The sequence below is a fragment of the Psychrobacter sp. LV10R520-6 genome (genome assembly GCF_900182925.1).
Taxonomy (GTDB): Bacteria; Pseudomonadota; Gammaproteobacteria; order Pseudomonadales; family Moraxellaceae; genus Psychrobacter.
On the sequence record NZ_LT900024.1, the window covers coordinates 685,685 to 708,827 of the forward strand.

At 44.0% G+C, this 23,143-nt stretch carries 13 protein-coding genes and 1 pseudogene; 9 read left to right on the forward strand and 5 right to left on the reverse strand.

Annotated features, from left to right (window positions below):
- Window positions 1-92: 92 nt before the first annotated feature.
- Complete coding sequence (locus U1P77_RS02925) at window positions 93-3,890, reverse strand: outer membrane protein (protein ID WP_321156714.1); 3,798 nt, start codon at window positions 3,888-3,890, stop codon at window positions 93-95.
- Between U1P77_RS02925 and U1P77_RS02930 the strand changes: the two are divergent.
- From U1P77_RS02930 to U1P77_RS02945, 4 genes and pseudogenes are all read left to right on the forward strand, one after another.
- Window positions 3,852-4,229 (forward strand): annotated as a pseudogene (locus U1P77_RS02930) (IS607 family transposase); the annotation flags it as partial. The gene U1P77_RS02925 and the pseudogene U1P77_RS02930 sit on opposite strands and share 39 nt — an antisense overlap.
- Window positions 4,226-5,380 carry an RNA-guided endonuclease InsQ/TnpB family protein gene (locus tag U1P77_RS02935; RefSeq protein WP_321155911.1) on the forward strand — a complete coding sequence of 385 codons (1,155 nt, stop codon included), beginning with the start codon at window positions 4,226-4,228 and terminating at the stop codon, window positions 5,378-5,380. The pseudogene U1P77_RS02930 and the gene U1P77_RS02935, both read left to right, overlap by 4 nt.
- A 759-nt stretch (window positions 5,381-6,139) precedes the next feature.
- Window positions 6,140-8,953 carry a pyruvate dehydrogenase (acetyl-transferring), homodimeric type gene (gene aceE / locus U1P77_RS02940; RefSeq protein ID WP_321155912.1) on the forward strand — a complete coding sequence of 938 codons (2,814 nt, stop codon included), beginning with the start codon at window positions 6,140-6,142 and terminating at the stop codon, window positions 8,951-8,953.
- A gap of 41 nt (window positions 8,954-8,994) precedes the next feature.
- The gene (locus U1P77_RS02945) at window positions 8,995-10,791 is read left to right on the forward strand and encodes a 2-oxo acid dehydrogenase subunit E2 (RefSeq protein WP_321155913.1); all 1,797 of its coding nucleotides are present in this window, start codon (window positions 8,995-8,997) and stop codon (window positions 10,789-10,791) included.
- Window positions 10,792-10,986: 195 nt separating this feature from the next.
- On the opposite strand, the gene U1P77_RS02950 is transcribed toward U1P77_RS02945, so the two are convergent.
- Entirely contained in the window at window positions 10,987-11,619 is a 633-nt protein-coding gene (locus U1P77_RS02950; RefSeq protein WP_321155914.1) for an OmpW/AlkL family protein, read from the reverse strand.
- A gap of 751 nt (window positions 11,620-12,370) precedes the next feature.
- Here U1P77_RS02950 and U1P77_RS02955 point away from each other — a divergent pair.
- Complete coding sequence (locus U1P77_RS02955; protein ID WP_321155915.1) at window positions 12,371-13,351, forward strand: ion transporter; 981 nt, start codon at window positions 12,371-12,373, stop codon at window positions 13,349-13,351.
- Window positions 13,352-13,827: 476 nt separating this feature from the next.
- Here U1P77_RS02955 and U1P77_RS02960 read toward each other — a convergent pair whose 3' ends face one another.
- The 3 genes from U1P77_RS02960 to U1P77_RS02970 form a co-directional block, all read right to left on the reverse strand.
- Window positions 13,828-14,484: a TerD family protein gene (locus tag U1P77_RS02960; protein WP_321155916.1), complete on the reverse strand. Its 657-nt coding sequence runs from the start codon at window positions 14,482-14,484 to the stop codon at window positions 13,828-13,830.
- Window positions 14,485-14,674: 190 nt separating this feature from the next.
- Complete coding sequence (locus tag U1P77_RS02965) at window positions 14,675-15,808, reverse strand: helix-turn-helix transcriptional regulator (RefSeq protein WP_321155917.1); 1,134 nt, start codon at window positions 15,806-15,808, stop codon at window positions 14,675-14,677.
- Between the two features lie 222 nt (window positions 15,809-16,030).
- Entirely contained in the window at window positions 16,031-18,778 is a 2,748-nt protein-coding gene (locus tag U1P77_RS02970; RefSeq protein ID WP_414479034.1) for an AAA family ATPase, read from the reverse strand.
- 415 nt (window positions 18,779-19,193) lie between these two features.
- Between U1P77_RS02970 and rsmG the strand changes: the two genes are divergently transcribed.
- From rsmG to U1P77_RS02990, 4 genes are all read left to right on the forward strand, one after another.
- Complete coding sequence (rsmG, locus tag U1P77_RS02975) at window positions 19,194-19,913, forward strand: 16S rRNA (guanine(527)-N(7))-methyltransferase RsmG (protein WP_321155918.1); 720 nt, start codon at window positions 19,194-19,196, stop codon at window positions 19,911-19,913.
- Window positions 19,914-20,117: 204 nt separating this feature from the next.
- On the forward strand, window positions 20,118-20,897 hold the full coding sequence (locus tag U1P77_RS02980; RefSeq protein ID WP_321155919.1) for a ParA family protein: 780 nt from the start codon (window positions 20,118-20,120) through the stop codon (window positions 20,895-20,897).
- A 194-nt stretch (window positions 20,898-21,091) separates the two neighbouring features.
- Entirely contained in the window at window positions 21,092-22,243 is a 1,152-nt protein-coding gene (locus U1P77_RS02985; protein ID WP_321155920.1) for a ParB/RepB/Spo0J family partition protein, read from the forward strand.
- Window positions 22,244-22,374: 131 nt separating this feature from the next.
- A complete protein-coding gene (locus U1P77_RS02990) occupies window positions 22,375-23,088 on the forward strand; it encodes a MotA/TolQ/ExbB proton channel family protein (RefSeq protein ID WP_321155921.1) in 714 nt (237 codons plus the stop codon).
- Window positions 23,089-23,143: the final 55 nt, after the last annotated feature.

Here is a 23,143-nt window from a genome sequence, read left to right on the forward strand (position 1 = left end):
GATGATTAGTTAACTGGCCACTAGCTAGCTATAGAGTCATTCTATAAGAATAGCGGTAAGTTATAGGCAGATTATAAGCCAGTTATAACTATTTACAAGCTAGGCTCATCATTTAAACGTTGGTTTTTACGCGGGTCATCACTTTGAAACAAATCTTCGTCAAACTTAAAGCGCAATCTAAAATAAGCACCTTCTTGAGTGCTGTCATCATAGGCAATATCTTCATCTTCAAAGCCCATAAAGTTATAGCCTAGTGACAGCCATAAATTAGTCATTGGGCTATAGCCAATTTCAGCACCCAGCATATAGGATAAATCATCAGCTTGCTTATTCCAGTAAGTACCGGCTTGTAAACCTACATCCCAGCGCGCATTGATATCATAGAGACCACGGCCATAGACCGCATGAGCAGTATTGTCACTGGTAATATCGTCAGCATCATATTCGGTATATTTGCCAGCATAGTGACCAGATAAGGTTAAGGGGCGCGTTGGATGATAGCTGCCACTCCATGACCAGATTACCGCGTCTTTTTGGTAGGGATCACTGCCTGTATTATTGTCATCGAGACGATACTCAAGTTTGGCGAGCATATCCAGCTGATTGCTATCATAGTCGCGGTAAGCGCCGCCAATCTGAAGACGGTTAATAGTACGATGACCCTCGTCATAATCAACTTGCGAATAAATTTCTTTGGCCAGTAAGGTAACATCATCCGTATAGCGGTAGGCAATACCCGCGTTACCGAGCAGCGTATCACTGGTATCGCCCCAGCGTTTCTCAAAACGCCCTGATGCTTTATAGTTTTGTTGAGCCAAGTACTCAACCCCAAAGCCGGCAGCGGTCGACGTGCTGTCTTCTTCCCCTTCTAAAGATTCAACGCGCTCAAATAAAGTATTTACCGTTAAGCCTTTCTGTACATACCATTTATTTTTTAGGCCGATTGCCGCTTCTGCTTCGCGCGCACTAATCGCATCACGCAGGCGGTATTCGCTATAGACTTTACCATCTTTCATATAAGTGGCATCAAAGCCAATCACTGTACGCTGACGCTCATCCGTATCATCCAGACCATAATTGCCGGACAAGCTATTGATTAAGTCGTGACGCGCGTAGAGACGGCCGAGATTACCCAACGGGGTTTCACCACCGATTGAAGTGGCATTGCGACTGCTATAGTCAATATCTTGCTCATATTCTGCAAACACTACAGACTTGTTAAGCTTGGGCAGTTGGGCCGTAATACGGGCGCGGGCAGTGGTGCCTTCAATATCTTCATCTGCATTACTGACGCCATTGAGTGCGGATTGATTAGTGACGTCTACCACGTCGGTGGCTGCTTGGATGTTCCGCGAGGCGGCGGTGGCTTGTTGTTTATAGTAACGCACACCAACTTCACCAACGATATTTTTGCTTAGGCGTTGCTCAACGCTGGCTTGTACGCCTTCGCGACTGGCTTCAGTAGTATGGTCTGTGGTGCGTACGCCTTCAAACTTAAGCGCGGTTGTTTTATTATTGAGTGCGTGAGTCACCTCTACACCAGACTCCGTACGTCCAGCAGTCAACGGAGAAGCCCCAGTGACAAAACCTATATCAGCATCATTGTAATAAGCTTTAGCACGGGTACTCTTTTTATTATCGTAGTCCAGCTCAATACGAAGGGCATCGCCTTCGGCATTCTTGCCTTTTAGTAGTTCAGCATTGATCTGATTGCTGGGCTGATAATTTGGATTCTGCGCCTTATTTTTGGCATATTCTGCCACCAGTTTTAATTCGTTATTAAATTTGATAACGCTATTGATGCTGGCAAGCTGTTCTTTATTCAGCGGGTCATCGCTATTGATATAGCTGCCACCGATAGACACTTTTTCAGTCAATTGTTGCTTGGCGGCCACACCGCCTACCCAATATTTCTCGCCGCCTTCGTCTACTTCTACGGTGACCCGTAGATAAATAGGATTGCCTTCTAAATCTTGACTGGCAATCGGTGCTTTGAGGTATAAGCTACGGCTAATAGGATCAATTTCATAGTCTGCAAAGCGGGTTAAGGTCACGCGGCTAATAATAAGGCCAGAATTATTAGCATCACGAGTAATGACTTCAATCGTTTCAGAGTTCTCCAGTACCGCATCGAAGTTTTCGGCAAGTGGATACGGCCCTGAAATACCCAAACCGCGAGTTTCATTAACCCGTTGTGTTGAGCTGGTTTCGGCAGCAAAGGCGGTGATACGGGTATTAATATCTTCATATTGAGCTTTGACGCCGGTTAAAGTACGGCTGTACTGGCCTAATTTGATACCGTCGTCATTATCAATTCTGGTTTTTAGATCGCCATACATGGCAAATGAACGGCCTTTATCAACGCGTATGTATAACTTACTGGTAGATTGGGCATCAAAACCTTTAGCGGAGGAGTCCCCATACACTGGATAGTATTCGCCTGGCTCGATATCGCGAAACAAGCGCTCGTTTTTTTTATCGCTGTCATAGGCTAAGGTTAATAAATAATCACCGCGTACTTTGCCTTTTAGGAACATCGCCGTACGGCCCGTCGCTGAGTAGTCATCATTACCGGCAAACTCTTGCAGCTCTTGCTCAAAGGCGCCTTGGGCGTCGGTAATATTGCTGCCATCAAAGTCCTTGAGCGATATTGCGCCCTCAACGATACCGACCGCGATAAGAGGGCGCAGTTTGGCAGTGAACTGTAATGGGATACTTTGCTTGCTGCTGCCAGTATTAATTACCAGCTCGCCTTTACCGGGGACCTTGGGTGCAATCACGGAGATTAATAGCTCGCCACCATTGACGATAGTTTGGGTGCCTACTTGGTCTTTACTGCTATCTGGTAGATTAATACGACCAATGTTAGTATCAATAGTAATAGGCGTTGAGGCAATATAGGCGCGATTATCACGGTCTTTTAAACTTATAACTATCTGATATTCGCTGACGCCATCCGCTTCGACCAAGCGCTCTTGGGTACGATAGCTGATAGCTTGTAAGCTATCAGGGGTAATGACTTCAATAGACTTTTCAGAAATAATGTCACCATTGATATCAGTAGCGACCCCGCGTAAGGTATTGCGGCCGCGTTTGAGATCAACTGCATAATAGTCAAAGGCGGTGACACTTTGTTTTTGCTGTTTGGCAGTTTTACCAATTTGTTGTTCTGACACCGCTTTATCATTGGCATAAAGAGTAAAGTTTGATCCGAGCGGGGCTTGTACTTGGACCAGCTGTTTATAGGAGGTCAGCTGTTGACCGTTACTTAAATTAATAAAAGCGACGTTATTATCTGCAACCTTTTCAAGGTATTCTTCCAGCTCTTTTGCCGCTGGCGGGGTAATAGTGGTAACGGTCATATCCACCCGTGTGGCATTGGGATTGACCCTCTCAGCGACAATCGCTGAATCACATTGGATGCCGCGCTCTAAAATATCGTTGGACTTACAGCCACTGGCATCGATATTATCACTGTTATTACGATCATAGTCAGGTTCTAAGATCAGCTCACTTTTGACTGCTTGCTCCATGGTGTCATTCTTGCCGCTAACACTTTTGCTACGAGCGCTCAGCTCCTCATTTAGGCGCTCAATACTGTCTGCTATACCGCTGACTATGGCAAAGTCGGCCCGATGGAGCTCACCATATTTTAAATCCACAAAGCGGCTGCCCGCATCGCCAGCGTTACGATTGCTTTGGATAATCAGCTCTGTGCCTATAGGAAGGGTAGTGCGGTCGACTTTTAGGACGTGAGTTTTGGCACTAATCCCATAAAAGTTATATTTACCTTCAGGGTCGGTAACCACAAAGCTGCCATTTTCCATGTAGATACGCACGCCAGCGACGCCCGCCAAGCGCAGGTTTTGGAACTTTATTGTGCCAAACAAGGTTGGCGTTTCGAGACAATCACCGATTTTGGTAGTGGTATGAACTATAAGAAGAAAGGCTTAAAAACCCTGCTTGACGACATTCTTGACAACAAAGTCGAGCGACTGGTAATCACCCACAAAGACAGACTTTTACGCTTTGGTGCTGAATTGGTGTTTATGCTATGTGAGGCGCGTGATGTTAAGGTGGTCATTATCAATCAAGGTGAGGAACTTAGTTTTGAGCAAGAATTAGCCCAAGATGTATTAGAGATTATCACTGTATTTTCAGCGAGGCTCTACGGTTCTCGCAGCAAGAAAAATCAAAAACTAATAGAGGCGGTTAAACAAGTATTATGATCCGTGGTCATATCATCGAACTCAAACCAAACAACGTACAGGCGAACCATTTTGCCCGTGCTTGCGGTGTGGCGCGGAAAGCTTACAACTGGGCCTTGCATGAGTGGCAACGTCAATATAGAGAGGACAAGGCCTACCGTGACGCCTGTTTATTGGGTGGTATTGAGATTGATTCCAAAAATCTAAACAGACCCTCACAAGCCAAGCTCAGACGCGAATTGAACGCCATTAAACGTGAGCTATTCCCGTGGATGACGGAAGTGACAAAATGTGCCCCGCAAGCCGCAATCATGCAACTGGGCGATGCTTATAACAACTTCTTTAAAGGGCTGGCTGAATACCCCGTCACGCGCAAGCGTGGTAAAGACGATAGATTCAGTCTCTCTAACGACCAATTTGCCATTAAAGGTAAATCCATTCGCATCCCTAATTTAGGCTGGGTGCGCATGAAAGAGGCTTTACGGTTTGACGGTAAAATAATGGCGGCCACCATCTCTAAGCGCGGCGGGAAATGGTTTGTCAGCGTTGCAGTTGATTTAGACCACAGGGTTAAAAAGATTATCAAGACAGGTAAAAGCGTTGGTATCGACCTTGGTATTACCGATTTATTAGTTTTATCAGACGGCACCAAAATTAAAGCACCTAAGCCCTTAGCTAAATATTTAAGCAAATTAAGAACACTCAATAAAAACCTGAGTCGCACTAAAAAAGGCAGTAAAAACAGAGAAAAGGCGAAAACCAAGCTCTCTCGTTTGCATTATAAGATCAGAGGTATCAGGCAGGATTCGTTGCACAAAATAACCTCTAGCTTGGTCAGAGAGTTTGATGTGATTGCGATTGAAAGTCTTAATGTCAAAGGCATGGTTAAAAATAGAAAGCTGTCACGCGCCATTAGTGATTTGGGTTTCTTTGAATTTAAGCGTCAGCTTATCTATAAAGCCAATGAGCAAGGCAAGGTTGTGAAGTCAGTCGGTCGTTTTTACCCAAGCTCAAAGACTTGCTCAAACTGCAATCACATCCTTGGCAAAGATGAATTAACACTAAAGATGCGCGAATGGACGTGTCCTGAGTGTCAGTCCAAACATGACCGCGATCTCAACGCCAGTATCAATATTTTAAATAACGCGACTGTTATTTTAACAGTCGCATAACCCCGCTCATTGGTCGGTGAGTTCCATCGCCAATTAAAAAAGTCTGTGGAGTCGTAGTCAGTCTAAGTCTCAAACGAGAGGTAGCGCATGGCATTGAAGCAGAAAGAAAATTTTAAATCTAGCTAGTTAGATATATTTAGTGAGATTTGAGTAATATTTTTGGAACGGTTTTATTAATAGGGATATTTTTAAGTAAATATTTATTTTGTAACTAACGAGTATTTTTTTGAAAAATACTTGTCATATCATCATTTATCCACAGCCATAAACATTTTGGTAATAAGCGCTTATAATAGGCTGTTGTAACCACTTAAAGGTTTAAACGTAACCATACGATTGGCACTTAGCTTTGGTATGTTATTGTCTCCCACAATAAAACAACGTTATCATCAACCGCGCTTGTCATACTTAGGTATAGTCAGTATTCGGTGCCTTTGTATTAATATCACTGTGGACCGATGACATACAAGCATGAGGGTTATCATGCACGCTCATTTACGGTGTACAATCATTTATAGGGCACTACATAACGGTGTGCACCTTTACATTTAGACTTTATAATAGGCTCGTTATATCTAATGACACCTATTGAAGTTCGTCGAACACCAATCGAATACCACGACGTGGTACATTATCGCGTTTAGCAACGGATTGCTTATAGTGAGCAAGGACGTCATTAAGTGAACCGTTATCTCCTCACCATATTTAATAACACCCTGTCATTGCGCAGGGATGACTGATATAAAAGGATCAATAGAGATGAATTATTATAAGGATGCTGACAGCACCGAAACCCAGGAATGGCTGGAAGCTTTTGAATCCGTCATTAAACATGCTGACAAGGATCGCGCTCAGTTTCTCCTAAAAGCGCTATACAATATGTCAGTACAAGAGGGTCTTCCGTTCAATCGTCTGGATACCGCTTATATCAACACTATCGCGGTTGAAGACGAGCCAATGTATCCCGGTGATTTGGCTATCGAACGCAAGATTCGGGCGTTGATTCGTTATAACGCTTTGGCGATGGTGATGCGCGCGAATAAAAACGATGACGATTTGGGTGGTCATTTAGCGACATTTGCTTCTAGTGCCACGCTCTATGAGACCGGCTTTAACCATTTTTTCCGTGCCGCGAGCGATCATTTCGGCGGTGACATGATTTATTATCAAGGTCACTCAGCGCCAGGTATCTACGCACGCTCTTATTTAGAAGGCCGCTTAACTGAAGAGCAGCTCGATAACTTCCGTCGTGAAGTGGGTGGTAAAGGCTTATCAAGCTATCCGCATCCGTACTTAATGCCGGATTACTGGCAGTTCCCGACCGTCTCAATGGGTATTGGTCCCATTATGTCGATCTATCACGCCCACGTGCATCGCTATATGGAAAACCGTGGCTTGCTTGAGAAGGAAGATCGCAAGATTTGGACCTTCTTGGGTGATGGTGAGACCGATGAGCCCGAAAGCTTAGGCGCCATTTCTCTTGCTGGCCGTGAAAAGCTGGATAACTTGATTTGGGTGGTGAACTGTAACTTACAGCGCCTTGATGGCCCAGTACGCGGTAACGGTAAGATCATTCAAGAACTAGAATCGGTATTCCGCGGCGCAGGCTGGCGGGTAATCAAAGTCGTTTGGGGTGGCAAGTGGGATAGTTTACTCGCCAACGATGACACTGGTGTGCTTAAGCACCGCATGGAAGAATCGGTCGACGGTGAGTATCAGTTATACGAAGCGCGCGACCCTGAGTTTGTACGCAAAGAGTTCTTTGGTAAATATCCAGAACTTGAGGAAATGGCTAATGAGTTATCTAATGACGATATTTCAAGCCTAAACCGTGGCGGTCATGATCCAATGAAAGTATACGCCGCCTTCAGTGAAGCCATGAAGACCAAAGGTCAGCCAACGGTTATTTTGGCCAAAACGGTCAAAGGGTACGGCTTGTCTGATCAAGCGCAAGCGGTTAACAAATCGCATCAAATTAAGAAGCTTGATCAAGATGGCTTGATGTATTTCCGCGATCGCTTTGACTTACCATTTACCGATGAGCAGTTAGAGACCCTACCATTTTATCGTCCAGCTGAAGACTCAGCAGAGATGAAATATTTAAAAGGTCGCCGCGAAGCACTAGGTGGTCATTTGCCCAATCGCCGCAGTGGACATATTCCCTTAAATATTCCTGACTTATCTATTTTTGACCGGATATTAAAAGGCAGTAATGGTAAAGAGCAATCGACTACTATGGTATTTGTGCGTCTGCTAGCAGCGATGCTGAAAAACAAAGACATTCAAGATCGCGTGGTACCTATCGTTCCTGATGAGGCGCGTACCTTTGGTCTAGAAGGTATGTTCCGTCAATTAGGTATTTACTCTGCTTCTGGGCAAAAATATACCCCAGAAGATAGCGAAGCCTTAATGGGTTATAAAGAAAGTATAGACGGCAATATGTTAGAAGAAGGCATCAACGAAGCGGGTGCGATGAGTACTTGGATTGCACTGGCAACCAGCTATTCTGTTAACGCGTTACCGATGATTCCGCTGTATATCTACTATTCAATGTTTGGTTTTCAGCGCGTTGGTGATTTGGCATGGGCCGCAGGCGATTGTCAAGCACAAGGCTTCTTACTAGGTGCAACCGCTGGCCGTACCACGCTTAATGGTGAAGGCTTACAACATCAAGACGGTCATTCACAAATTCTATTTAGTGTGGTACCGAACTGTGTCAGCTATGATCCTTGCTTTGGTTATGAGCTAGCCGTAATTATGCATGATGGTTTGCGCCGGATGTATGGTGAAGGCGAGCGCGTCTACTATTATTTGACTTTAATGAATGAAACCTATGAGCAACCTGCCATGCCGGAAGGTGCAGAAGAAGGCATCAAGCGCGGTATGTATCTGCTAGAAGACAATGGTTCAAGCCAAGTGCAATTATTGGGTTCTGGGGTTATTCTACGTGAAGTGCAAAAGGCGGCACGCATCTTACAAGATGAGTTCAATATCACCGCTAACGTCTGGAGCGTAACCAGCTTTAACGAGTTGACTCGTGATGGTATGGCCTGTGATGACTACAATCGTCTGCATCCAATGGATGCAGAAGTCGTACCATGGGTTACTGAGCAAATTGCCCCACACGAAGGTATCGTAGTCGCCGCGACAGATTATATGCGCAATTACTCAGAACAAATTCGCGCTTGGTTACCAGACAATCGTCCTTATACCACGCTGGGTACTGATGGTTATGGTCGTTCTGATACCCGTGAGCAGTTGCGTAGCTTCTTCAACGTTGATGCCGCTCATATCGTTGTGGCAACGCTTAAACGTTTGGCTGATGAAGGCGAAGTTGAGAAGCGCTTGGTCAAAGACGCCATCTCAAGCTTCGGTATTGATGCCGATCAACCACCAGCATGGCAGCAACAGCCTTATTATGATCATTTCCCAGATGCTCCAGCACCTGATAATGTCAGCCCGAATCCTGTCCCTGAGTTTGTCGGTGAAGACGATGACGAAATCAATAGTGAAGGCCGTGCTGAAGACCAAGCCGATGCTGATTTACCCAATGATGATGACGTCGCAGAATAAAACCTATAAGACAAGGCAATCGTAAGATAAGGAGAGTAAGGATGGACATTAAAGCCCCCGATTTGGGTGTCGATAGTGCCGAAGTCAGTGAGATTATGGTGCAGGTTGGCGACGTCATCGCAAAAGACGACAACATCATCTTGCTAGAATCGGATAAAGCCTCGGTCGAAGTGCCGAGCTCGGCTGCTGGGAAAATCACCAAGATTAATATCGCTGTTGGCGATCAAATTAGCGAAGGCATGGTACTTCTTGAGCTGGATAGCGATGCTGCTAGTGATAGTTCAAACAGCAGTGAAAATGCGGACAAAGACAATACAGTAGCGCCTAAAGCTGAAAAGCAAGAACAATCGAGTACCGATAAAGAGACTGAAGTTTCTGATGTCTCTACTGAGGGTGCTAAAGATGAACCAAGTTCGCCCAAACCTAATGACAAGCCTGCTCCTGGAGCTGGAAAAGCAACCACTCATGCGCTACCAGATTTAGGCGTAGATGAAGCAGAAGTGTCTGAAATTTTGGTTAGTGAAGGAGATATGGTCACTGCTGATCAGTCAATCTTGCTGATTGAATCTGACAAAGCTTCAGTTGAAGTGCCGGCTCCAGAAGCAGGTAAGATTGAAAAAATATTAGTACAGGCCGGTGATATGGTTACCAACGGTCAAGACTTTATCATTATCGTTGGTAGTAGCACAGAAGCTGACAGTAGCAATACTAGTAGCAGTACTAATAACAGGTCTGATGCTGATGAGTCTAAGGCCGCTAGCTCTGAACCAAAAGCCAGTACTGACAAAGCACCTGAGTCATCGCAAACGACTGGTGAGCCTAAGCAAGCAGCGGTTAAGTCGACGCCTGCGACCAATAATGCAGTTGCGAACACAGATGGTAATAAGCTGACTGAAGCTCAAGTTAATGAGAAATTAACCGACGTGTATGCCGGTCCCGCGGTTCGTAAGCTTGCTCGTCAGTTGGGTGTAGATATCACCCAAGTGACTGGCTCAGCGCTAAATGATCGTATCTTAAAAGAAGATCTTTTTGCCCACGTCAAAAACAGTCTGACTACCGAGCAAACGGCACCTGCTAGCAGTAGCGTAGTAAGCTCAGGCCTACCAAAACTGCCTGATATGAGTAATGTCGAGATTTGGGGTGAGACGGAAACGCAAGATTTAAGCCGTCTACAAAAAGTGTCGATACCGCAGCTCAACTACAATACTTATCTACCGCAAGTGACGCAGTTTGATTTATCGGACATCACTGAGACTGAAAAGCTACGTGGCGAGCTAAAAGGTGGCATGAAAGCACAGGGTATTGGTTTGACTATTTTAGCCTTTATTGTCAAAACAACGGCCTATGCGCTCACGCAGCACCCACGCTTTAACAGTCATCTAAGTGATGACAATACCCAAGTTATCTTGCGTAAAAGCGTGAATATGGGTATTGCAGTGGCCACGGACGATGGTCTGATTGTACCGGTTATCAAGAATGCGCAGGATAAAGGCATTAAGCAGATTGCCATTGAGATTGGTGAGTTGGCGGTAAAAGCTCGCGATAAAAAGCTAAATACTAAGGATTTACAAGGGGCTAGCTTTACTATTTCAAGCCAAGGTATTTTAGGTGGTACTGCGTTTACACCGTTAGTGAACTTTCCACAAGTGGGTATATTAGGGGCTTCAGAAGCCACTATGCAGCCACGCTGGAATGCGGACAAGCAAGTCTTTGAGCCGCGCCTTATGCTTCCTCTGTCCTTATCTTATGATCACCGTGTCATTAACGGTGCTGATGCTGCTGTATTCACGCGCTATGTTGCCAGCTTATTGGCGGATCCGCGCCGTATCTTACTATAAATTTTTCGGTAAAATTTGTTTGATAAAAGCTATTTAGCAAATTAATACTACTAAAAAGACTGTCTACGGATGGTCTTTTTTTATGGGTCTTATTTAGAGTTTTGAGTTACTGAAATCCTTAAATGAAAAACACAAAAAAGCCAGCATAGAGCCAGCTTTTTTATTCAAAATCTTTGGTTTAAAGTCATTGCTATCTTAGAACTGTTTAACAAAAGCAACGCCATAGACCCAAGGGCTGATATCTATTTCACCAATATCTGCACCATTCAAGCTGGCATCGGTTTTGATGTCCATATAGCGGGCATCAATCCGGAAAGCTTCAGTCGCCGCGAATGGGATATCAAGACCGATGTGGCCGGCTACACCAACGCTATCGTCAAGATCTAAGTCACCGCCAGTAGCGACTCTTTCTTTAAAGAAAGTCGTATAGTTCACACCCACACCAACAAATGGCTTGATGTTCATTGGCATGTTATAGCCGTCAAAATGATACTGTACAGAAAGGGTAGGTGGTAAATGCTGAGTCTTACCTCCAATTTTATTACCGCTAGCATCAGTTAGCGTAAAGTCATGATGAAAAGGAATAGCAGCCAGTAATTCGATACCGACGTTATTCGCAACAAAGTATTCACCAGTAAGCGTTGGACGAACATCACCGTCAACGTCAACAGAATAATCTGTTCCATCTACATTTACAGTACCATTATCGCTTTTAGGGTCAACATAGTGTGCACCAGCAGCAATTGACCAAGTACCAGCAGGGACAGCAAAGGCGGTAGTCATGGTAAGTGCAGCGGCAGCGGCTAAAACTAGGGATTGTAGTTTCATCATTGGTTCCTCAAAGTAATACAAGATTGTCAGTAAATATCAGATGGTGGATAACATCCGTTACTGATAGAAAAAGTTACAGTTATAATATAGCTCGTAACTTCTTAACCCTATTATAGTACAAATACCTTGTTAACAATAGTGAATTAGATATAAACAAGTAACATTGTTATAAAAATTTACAATAGAATAGTGCTTTGACATTTATATGGTGTTGTTTGGTTACTCTCTATATCAATTATGGTGTCGTCTACTTAATATTGAGGTTTAGTACGGAATTTAGGTAGTGTACTTTTGATGCTTGTAGGTAGGATTATAATAAGATTGATTTAATACCTATTACTGATGAATTTTTGGTGGTGTTTCAAAAAGTATGCTGGCATTAGACATAACCATAATTGATAAGTAGTACCCGAATGGAACAGCAATTTTTACATATTAGTTTTGGTATCACGGGGCTACTGTTGCTTGCTTTAGTCTACATTTACTACGCGATTTTTGCATAGTCATTACCACTGTAAATAGCCTATTATCACTAAGTATAAACATAAGAAACGAGACGTATCATAGGCATAAATTTATGCACAGTTGCCGATAAATTTATCATAAATAAATCTGTATTTTAATAACCGAGCCCTATTAACCACTCAATTGATATTATTGTCACGTGTCTGTCCTCACTTACTGTTTTAACTTCTCATGATCTAATTTCTACTCATACAATCACGGTGTTACACCGCATAGGTACGGCATGTTATTCCAATCTATACGGCGCCTGCGTCATTTTGTCTATAATATTTTACAAAATGATGACCATGACACCTTGTTCAGTCGCTACGTCGATTATTTTCTAATTTTTTTAATCATGACCAATGTAGCAGCAGTGATTGGGGAGTCTGTTGATCAGTGGTATTACCCTAATCAAAGCTACTTTACTTGGTTTGAGAATTTTTCTATCGTGGTGTTTTCCATTGAGTATTCACTGCGTTTATGGAGCGTAGCTGAAGCCAAGCCTGATAACACCACCTGGCGGCAACGTTGGGATTGGTTAAAAAGTCCTTCGGCGTTGATCGACTTAATAGCAATCGCCCCTGCATTTTTGAACTTCTTTGTCACTATCGATTTGCGCTTCTTGAGAATTTTGCGTCTATTTCGTATCCTTAAGCTCACGCGCTATTTTGCCTCCATGCGTATCTTATTGGTGGTCATTAGTAAAGAGAGAGGCTCGTTTCAAGCGGTTATTTTTATTTTAATTATCATGATTGTCACCGCATCTAGCGGTATTTATCTAGTGGAGAACCATGCCCAACCAGAAGAGTTTGAATCGATACCGAAAGCCATGTGGTGGGCGGTAGTTACCCTGACTACGGTAGGCTACGGGGATGTGACGCCGATTACCAACGCCGGTAAGATATTGGGGGCGGTTATCACGATATTAGGCGTGGGTCTAGCCGCGCTACCGGCTGGTATCCTAGCCACTGGGCTTGCCAATGAGCTTGCCCAGCGCCGTGATGAGCTCGAGCAGCAGTTTCGTGAGTTTTTGGTCGATGGTGACTTTGATTTGGTACAGAACCAGACCATGGTCGAAAAAATTCGGCGTGAGCTGGGGCTGGATAAAGAGCAGGCACAAGATATTGTGTTACAAGTACTGCGTGAGCAAGCACTCGAGCTGCGTGAAAAAGAAGTGCGAAAAAAGAATTTCTGCCCGCATTGTGGTGAGGCTTTAGACTAGGGCGTGTTGAACATTCGACCATGGCACTGACAGAGACTATTTTTTAGTCGATTCAAGATTAAAAATATCTAGTTTAGTCATTCTAAGCGGATAGTTTTAATGAAGTAGCGGCAGAAAAGAGTCCTGTCCAACTGCGAGCATAGCTCTTGTCTTGCGGACGGGCAAAGCAGTGCTTTGCTTACTCCGTCCTCAGGGCTGATGCTAAAATTGCCCCATACTGTGTAGCAAATCTAGCTAAGGCATCTGCATTATCGTCAATTTGCCTCTTGTCTGGAACCATTTTAGCTATCAGCAGTGCCTATTTGTGAATGTTCAACACGCCCTAAATTGATTTAGGTATAGTTGATTCAAAATAAAAAAGATACGTTTACAACAACGTACTACTGGCAGAAATTTCTCTTGCTTGCTGTGTGACTGCGTCACTCCAGAGGCTTCGAAAATTTCTCCCAGCCATACTGTGTTCGTTTTAAAGTGGCTCAACTATAAACCCCTTGTGGAACAGGCAAGGCACGGGCTAATTCGTGTGCAACTTCTTTTGCCGCCTTGGGTAACTCATTTGCGGAAAGAGGTAAGTTTTGCAGCGTTAGATGCCAGTCGTCAACTTCACGGCGCAAACTGGCTACCCAAACAGTGCTACAGTCACGTGGTAGCTGCTTTAAGTTCACTTCAAAAGCGCGATTGCCTTCATCATCGCTAAGATGGATCTCACCATTATCAACGGCTTTGAATGGTTGCCCAAAGTATGAGCTGGCAATTAAAGAAATATGGCTAATATGTGCCGGAATTTTATCTAAATAAATGCGGATTTGCTCTTGATCTAACGGCGCATGATACATAGCTTGCTCGCCGCGGTCTTTACCGTCTAGGCTATCGCCTTGATGCTTTACCGATTCGCTCTTATCGCGTAATTGCTTAAACCATACTAAGTCGGTTATGGTGCAATTATCATCATACAGTACGCAAGCTAGGTCGATATCAATCGCGCCTTGATTTTCTTTAAAACGCTTCAGCATACCTTTGGGTTCGGTCTTGGTAAATTCATAGTTTAGAGCAAAAAACAAGGTATCAGCCGTTAAGCCAAGCCCGTTTAAATTGTCTGAAAGCAGCGGTAATGAGGTGGTAGTAGTCGGCATAATAGTCCTTTTTAATTCTTAATATGCTTTTTAAGAGGTTTCTATAAGCGATTGCTATAGTCGATTTACTTTAAAAAAGAGACAGTGTGGCTAGGAGAAATTTTTCCCAACCACACCTGATTACTAACGTATCCATTTTATTCTGTATTAACTATATGCGTTATTTCTGTCAGAATATCTAAACAAATAACTATAATGACAGTTCTTCAGCTAATTCTATATCTAATACGACTTGATGAAGCAGCTGTGGTTTGGCATCTAATAGACCTTTACCAAAACCGCGTAACCACCAGACCAGCTGTGAGGTTAAATTGACGGTTGCATTTATAGTCAGGGTATCATCGGTATTTATCGTTACCGTTTGATCCTCGCTTAGCTTACTTTCAGTAAGACTCTTGCCGGCTTTTTTGGTAAATTGCAGCTCGATAGCTGTATTTTTGCCATGGTCGGGCAACTGGCTCAGTAGCGGATGGGTAAAGCCCATGCTGCCAGCGTCCAGATAGCGGTCGAGTTGGAAGTTATCAGGGGTCTGTGCGGTACTATCAAGTACTTCAACACTGGCAAATCGATGTAGAGCAAAGGTACGAATAATAATATCTGGATCATCGGTACGGGTAGCGAGCAAGTAGATAATGACCCCGCGTTGAATGATAGCAATGGGATTTAAGACATACTCGCTGGCTTGTGATTTATTGCTGCGGGTATAGCAGGCTCTGATTTGTAACTGATAAAACAGAGCATGGTAAATATTGTCTTTACTGTCCAAATCAATATGCGGCGCAATCAATGGCTGGGTGGCGGGTTCGATGCGTACTCTGTCAATCCATGAATGAGTTACCTTGCTATTCTTGAGCTGTCGCCGCGCCAAATCAAACCAAGGGAACAGCTCTCCTAAAATAACTGGCGGTAGCAGTTGGGTTAAGTTGGCTTCGACCATGTTAAAGGCGACCGCTTGTGATAGGTTCATATGCGGTAAGCTCTGCAAGGGCGCATCGTCTTTCCAGCGCCAGCCTTGCGGATTGGCATTGTTTTTTTCAATAGGGAAGCGCTTGGCCAGCGCATTTAAGTCTCTTTGAACAGTGCGTAAACTGATATCAAAGCCGGCTAATATGAGCTGCTCATAAACATGAGTAGTACCTACCCAGCGATTTCGCTGTAGCTGTGATAGCACTTGCCATTGACGCGCAGTAGTCGCCGCACCATGTCGACTATCAGGCGTGTCCTCAGAGACGTTATTAGCTGGAGTTGGCAGCGTACCAGACTGCTGCTCGTCATTAGATGGCTGGTTTTGGGGACTATCGGCGTCAGTATTTTGTACAGTCATTAAGAGATAACCTTTATGAAGTCAGTCCTAGTATCGAGTCTTTCTGTTTTTCTTTATATCTGTCAGGCTGATTGTCGTTTGTTTATCATCGCAGAAAAGGGCAGTAGCGTCTAGGGACTATTATTTAAAGTCCTGCTACTCAAAGTCCTATTGCCTAGAGTACTATTAAATCTACCCCAGTCATCAAATCATCACAACACAACAGTAGGGTTAAAAACCAAACTATATTTCTAAGTTATGGCTTTCTATATCGCCTTCTGTATGGTCCTTTGCATCCTCTCGCTCTTTTCTACTTTTATCTTTTTTTCTCTTATCCTCTTTTTTCTGTTTTTTAGCTTTGCGCTTGTTTTTGGCTTTTTTCTTAGATTTTTTATCATCAGCATCATCAGAGGTGTCTTGATTGTCATCCCATAGCGTCAAGCGGCTAAGAACCTTGCCAAACAAGGTTTCTTTGCGGTAGCGCTTTTTCTTAGTCATAGTGTCAATAGGCAACCCGGTCATCAAAGTTAGGGCTTCACTAAGAGTATTCACACCATAAATATGGAAGCATCCTGCCTCAACGGCATCGATGATGTCATCACGTAGCATCAACTGATTGACGTTGGCCATCGGTATGACCACGCCTTGTTGTCCGGTCAATTCTTGCTCACGGCAAGCATCAAAGAAGCCCGCTATTTTTGCATTGATACCGCCAACCGCTTGAACTTCACCCAGCTGGTTCATCGAGCCAGTAATGGCAAAAGCTTGATTGATCGGCACGTTTGCTAAGGCTGACAATAACGCGCAAGCTTCGCTAACGGTAGCACTATCGCCATCAATATGAGCGTAACTTTGTTCAAATGCTAAAGAGGCGCTAAAATTTAGCGCATGATGCTGGCTAAATAGCGCACGTAAATAGCTGGTCATAATCAGCATACCTTTAGCGTGTAAACTGCCGCCTAAATCGACATCGCGCTCAATATCGAGAATATCACCCGCACCTATATTGGGTTGAATCACTGCCGTTAGACGCGCTGGCATACCAAACTCACTATCCGCATAGCTGACCACAGTCAAAGCATTGACTTGACCGACCGCTTGACCTTGAGTGTTGATGAGCTGCTGGCCGTTTTTGAGCTCGTCCCAGTACAGGTCGCGTAAGTAGCCTGAACGCTCATCCATATCGGCAATGGCTTGGGTGACATGGTTGGCATCGACGATATTTTGATTATTGAGACGGGCATGACGATTGGATTCGTGTAGCAGCTTAATTAAGCGGTCACTATGTAGGCTTAAGCGGTCTTGGTCTTCCGCTTGCAAACTTAAATGTTCAAGCAGAGCCGTTTGAGCGCTACTATCAAACGGATAAAGGTTGGCGTAATCGATAATATCGGCCATTTTAGCCACTAGGGCCAGTTCATGCTCGCTGGTGCGAGTGACGTCATCATGAAAATCAGCGCGTACTTTAAACACCGCATCAAACTCTGGCTCTAGCTCTAACAGCTCATAGTATAAATCCGCTTCCCCTAACAAAATCACCTTAATATCAAGTTCTATCGGTGCAGGAGCTAAGGATAAGCTACCTGTTAAAGTCAGCATTTGCTCAAGGCTTGATAGCTTGATTTTGCGTGATTGTAGCGCACGCTTTAGCCCTTGCCAGGCATAAGGATGCTCAAGTAAATGGCTGGCTTCTAATAATAAATAGCCGCCATTAGCACGATGTAAAGCACCAGCACGAATCATACTGACATCGGTGGTGACTGTGCCAAGTTGGGTGATTTGCTCAACATGACCGAGCAAGTTTAAATGGGTGGGTAAGTCTTCAAAGATGACAGGTGCACCGTTTTTAGGCGGATGGCTGACCATGACATTGACGGCGTAACGGCTTGGTGTGGTTGCCAATACGGCTGCAATAAACTCTTCATCATCACCATTCACAATACGCTCAACGTGGGTAACCATATCGGCAAACATCGCGTCAAGACAATCAACGACAGACGGTAGCCTAGCAAACTGCTCACGAATAGGTGTGAACAAAGGCTGTAGCGCACGGCGGGCAATATTACGATGCAGTACTTCTATAGCGTCGTTGGCCTCATCTTCTAGCTGTTCTAATTCTATGGTCAGCTGATTGAGTCGTTTTTGCATATGATTCTTTTGGGCAAAATTATTGAGTTCAGCTTCATAGTCGTTGTTATGTTCAATATTTTTGCTAGAACTTTTCGCTTTATCTATGGTTGTTTGAGTGTTTGAGTGCTTATTACTAGCAGCCTTTTTAGCCTCATTATTAACCCAGTCGTCAACCGTATTGTTGCTTTCTGTTGTCAGTTGACTGGGGTGCACAAAGACCGCTTTATTATCAAATGGGCGAAAGGTCAGCGTCAAGTCATGCTGTTTACCCTCAGCATTTAGCGCCTCGTAAGCGTCACTTTCTTTTTGATGGGTATCGTTTTTTATGATTTCAATTTTGCTTTGATATTGATCACTACGAAAGCGCTGAGTTAGCCGTTTTTTGGCCTGTTGCCATAAGTTATTGACCTGCTGTTGCAACAGCACCGCTTGACCAGCAGGCAGACGCAGGGCCACTGGAGTCCGTGGATCAGTAAAATTGTGCACATAGACCCAATCATCAGGTGTCGGCGCGTCTGCGGCACTACGTTGTAGTAGGCGCCTTATAACGGTACGCTTGCCCAGTCCGTTCTCGCCAGCAGCAAACACATGATAGCCGCTAGCCTTGATATCGAGTGCGGTCTGTAGTGCCTTGAGCGCGCGCTGCTGCCCAAAGCCGATATCTAAATCTGGTGCAGTGCGCGTATCCCTCGGTAGCGTTTTAGAGTCACTATAGCGTTTGAGCCGATCAGCACTTATTTGGCAGCGTTGGTTCACTTCTACAAATATAGGATCAGGGGTAGGCGGCAAGGTTTGCTCAGTTTCAGTTAAGTCAACGGTGGAAGCTAGCATATTTTTATAATCTTTTGGGTTTTGAGTCATATATTCAGGGCTTTGAGTCATAATAGTATTTGGCTACTCGGTCAGATTTTCGTACATGGGCATATAGTGAGTCATCAAAAAATTAGGTATAGTAAATAGAATGATTGGTATCAAATAGCATAATTAGTATTAAGGTAAAAAAGTAAAAATAAACCGTTCATTGTTGGTTTTGAATAGGACTAATAAATAATAAATGACGCCTCTAAGTCGTATTTAAAATATTGTGTTGGTATGTCAAATAGAGGATCAAGCACCGTTTAGCATTATAAGTTTAGTACGACAAAAGACGAATAAGTCATTAATAACCACGAAGATAGTATAAGATGGCGGACATTGGCGCAATCTGCAACTATTCAACGCGCAGTCCTCATGATAAAATAGGCGGTTCACATGCCAAAACGGGATAACTTGTTCTATGTCAGCATCTGCTAAGTCTTCTGTCAACTCTACTAACAGGACGAGTCTCTCTAATATTGACCCGACTGGCTTTGTTAAGCTTAGCACGCAGTTGCCGATGCTTGCTGACATATTAGCTCAGTCAGTGCAAACGTTAGCGCTACCGCTAAGTGACACGCAGCAGCGCACGCTATTGTTGTACTTAGATAAGCTTTTATTATGGAATAAAGCGTATAATTTGACCGCTATTACCGATCCCGTAGAGGCGCTAACCAAACATGTCATCGATTGCTTGGCTATTATAGCGCATTTACCAGCTGGGACTTTGTTAGATATCGGTACTGGTGCAGGGTTACCTGCAGTAATTATCGGGATTTGTCAGCCTGAACGTCATTGTACGGCTTTAGACAGCAATCAGAAAAAGATACGTTTTATCAAACAGATCAGTAGTGAGCTTGGTTTGACCAATGTGCAACCGATTGCTGCTCGGATTGAAGCGCATGACGCTAAGTATGACGTGGTCACTTCTAGAGCCTTTGCCAGCTTGATAGATTTTGTAGAGGCAGGTCAGCCGCGCTTAGCAGATAATGGTTGCCTGTGTGCGATGAAAGGTAAAGAACCGACTTTTGAGGAGTTACAAGCGTTGGATCAAAACTGGCAGATTAAAACTATCAAGCTTAATGTACCGCGTTTAGAGGATAGCCGCCATTTGATTGAATTATCCCATAAAAATGTCTAAGCTATGGTCACCTTAACGGCCACAAAGCTATTAGTAGTCATAAAGCTATGGTCATTAAAGCTATTAATGTTGTCTATTAAAGGCCATTTTATTAAAGATTAAAATTTACGTTGGTGAAATAATAAATTATTCAGAATAAAAAGCGGCTTGAGTTAAAAAGTGAAATAAGTAACGAGCGTTATATTAATTAAATTGAGTGAGTGTATGGAAATCATAGCAATTGCGAATCAAAAAGGCGGCGTTGGTAAAACCACGACGGCGGTAAACTTGACCGCGAGTTTGGCCGCCAAGCGCAAGCGCGTACTACTGATTGACTTAGACCCACAGGGTAACGCCACTACCGGTACCGGTCTTGATAAAAATGACCTTGAGCTGACGGTTACCGATGTGCTACTTGATGGCGTATCGCTTCAAGACGCTATTGTCAAAAGTCCAGCAGGCTTTGATGTTATTGCTGCTAATCGTGAGCTGGCAGGTATGGACATTACTTTAATGGGTCAAACCAATAGCCACGAGCTATTGAAGACGGCTATGGCGGATCTAGTGACTGACCAAGTCAACGGTAAAACAAAGCCTTATGATTATATTATTATGGACTGCGCACCAAGTTTGAACTTACTGACTATTAATGCGTTAGTGACCACTGATGGGGTCATTATTCCGATGCAGTGTGAGTATTATGCGCTGGAAGGTCTAGCAGATTTATCACAGACGATTGAGCGTTTAACGGAGCTGAATCCTAAGCTGTATATACGCGGTGTGGTCAGAACCTTATTTGATGCGCGTAATACCTTAGCCAATGATGTATCCGCTGAGCTCGATGCGCATTTTGGCGATATCATGTACAAAACACATATTCCAAGAAATATCCGTTTGGCTGAAGCACCCGCCCATGGTATGCCGGTATTAGCGTTTGAAAAAAGCTCAAAAGGGGCACAAGCTTATCTAAAGCTAGCTGCTGAGGTCATTAAGCAAAGCCGGTAATAGTATTTTAAAAACGATAGATCAAAAACAGTATTCTGTAAAAAATATGCTAAAAATCGGTTAAACAACGATTAAACAATAAATTATTAAACAGCACATGTGTTAATCTTCGCATTTATTAATTAATACAGTCACCAATAAGCACTCATTAACAATCATTTGGCTTTTATTTTAGCGTTAGAGGATAGGTAATCATGGCGAAGAAACGAGGGTTGGCTGCCAATCGAGGTTTAGATGCCTTACTAGGGTCAATCAAAAAAGAAAAGAAAATTACCGCCTCTGCCTTACAAGATGATACGGTTGCGCATGATGACAGCTTACCGAATGTGGCCTCAGAGTCAATATCAGAAGTGACCTTGGACGCAAATAAGCCTACTAAAAGCAGTCGCGCAATTTCTCGCGAAAAAGCCAGTGACAAATCTTATGAAAAGCTTGCTAAAGAGGCTAGTGGTTCGAGCAGCCGTCCGCCACGATCGGCCCGTAACGGGACTAGGAACCGTAGCAGCGGTATAGACAATAGCGGCAATGAAGATCAAATAAGCTTAGTGCAAATAGAGGTGACGCGACTGCAAGCTGGTAAATATCAACCGCGCCGCGATATGAGCGAAACGGCTCTTGCAGAGTTGGCCTCTTCTATTGAACAGCACGGTGTCATGCAACCAATCGTGATTCGTCCCTTGCTAGCAAACGAAGACAAAAGCGCTGCGATCGTTACTCATGAAATTATTGCTGGTGAACGCCGCTGGCGTGCCGCAAAAATGGCCGGCAAAACGGTCATCCCAGCGATTGAACGTGCGCTATCCGATGAGCTGGCCATTGCGCTGGCATTGATCGAGAATATTCAACGTGAAGACTTATCTGTGATTGAGCAAGCCGCAGCATTACAGCGCTTTCATACCGAGTTTGGTATGAGTCATGCCATGATTGCTGAGGTTGTTGGCAAAGCGCGGACGACGGTATCGAACTTATTACGATTAAATCAGCTACACGATACTGTAAAAGATCATCTGGCGGCTAGTGCGCTGGATATGGGTCATGCGCGGACTCTGCTAGCGTTATCGTCTGAACAGCAGCCTATCATCGCTCAAAAAATTATTGATGGTAACTTAACCGTCCGTGAAGCTGAAAAACTGGTCAAATCAATCTTACAACCCGCTCCGAAGGCTAGCCGTACTGAGCAAGCACAGACTCATGATGCTGAGCGTTTAACTCAGCGTCTGACAGATGTGCTAGGGGCAGAGGTAAAGCTTAAACATAAAAAAGATGGTCAGGGTAGTGTCGAGATATTTTTTCACAATCAAGACGAGTTTGCTGCCTTAATCAAATATCTAGAAGCGCAGGTTTAATGTCTATTTGTCCGTCTGCTTTTATTAGCCTAATGTATTACTCACAATAATAAACAAGTCGCCATAACCCTCTGGGTTTTAAGCGATTTTGTACTATTGTTTTACCAGAATATAAAAGAGAGTAGTTGTTTATGTGGGAGTTGGTAAAAGCGGGCGGATGGCTAATGACGCCTATTGTTGTGTGCTCGATAGTTGCTCTGGTTATTATTATTGAGCGTAGCCATACCTTACAGTTCAATAAAGTCGCGCCGGCTAGATTACGCGACCAGCTGATTACGCGTTTGCGCGAAAACGGTGATATTGGGCGCACGCAGCTGATGAACGTCAAAGAAAAAACCGCACTGGGTGATATTCTGGCAATCGGTTTGCTCTATCGCCAATATGGTCTAGAGTCGATGACCATGCATATGGAGAATCGTGCCAGCGTACAAGTTCATCAGTTAGAAAAGAATATTAATATGCTGGGTACCATAGGTGCGATTGCGCCGCTGCTAGGATTATTGGGGACGGTACTAGGGATTATATCTTCGTTTTTGGCGATTACCGACGGTGCGATGCAGGATCCAACGTTGCTGGCAGCCGGTGTGTCACAAGCCTTGATCACCACTGCCGCGGGCATGATTGTAGCGATACCAGCGCTGGTCGCCTATCGCTATTTTCAGCGTCGTATTATTGATATTAATGCCCAGTTCGAGACTCAAGCAGGGCTTATGATTCAAGATTTATATGATTATCAGCTATTAGATAATGCTCATAAGCCATCCGTACCTATTTCCACTCATAATTCAGCATTGTATAGCGATTCAGACGATAGGCGCTTCAGTGACACAGTAGGTCTAGATTAAAATCCGACGGTTACTTTTTAATAGCTGCCTATTGATGCTGACAGTTGTACTAGAC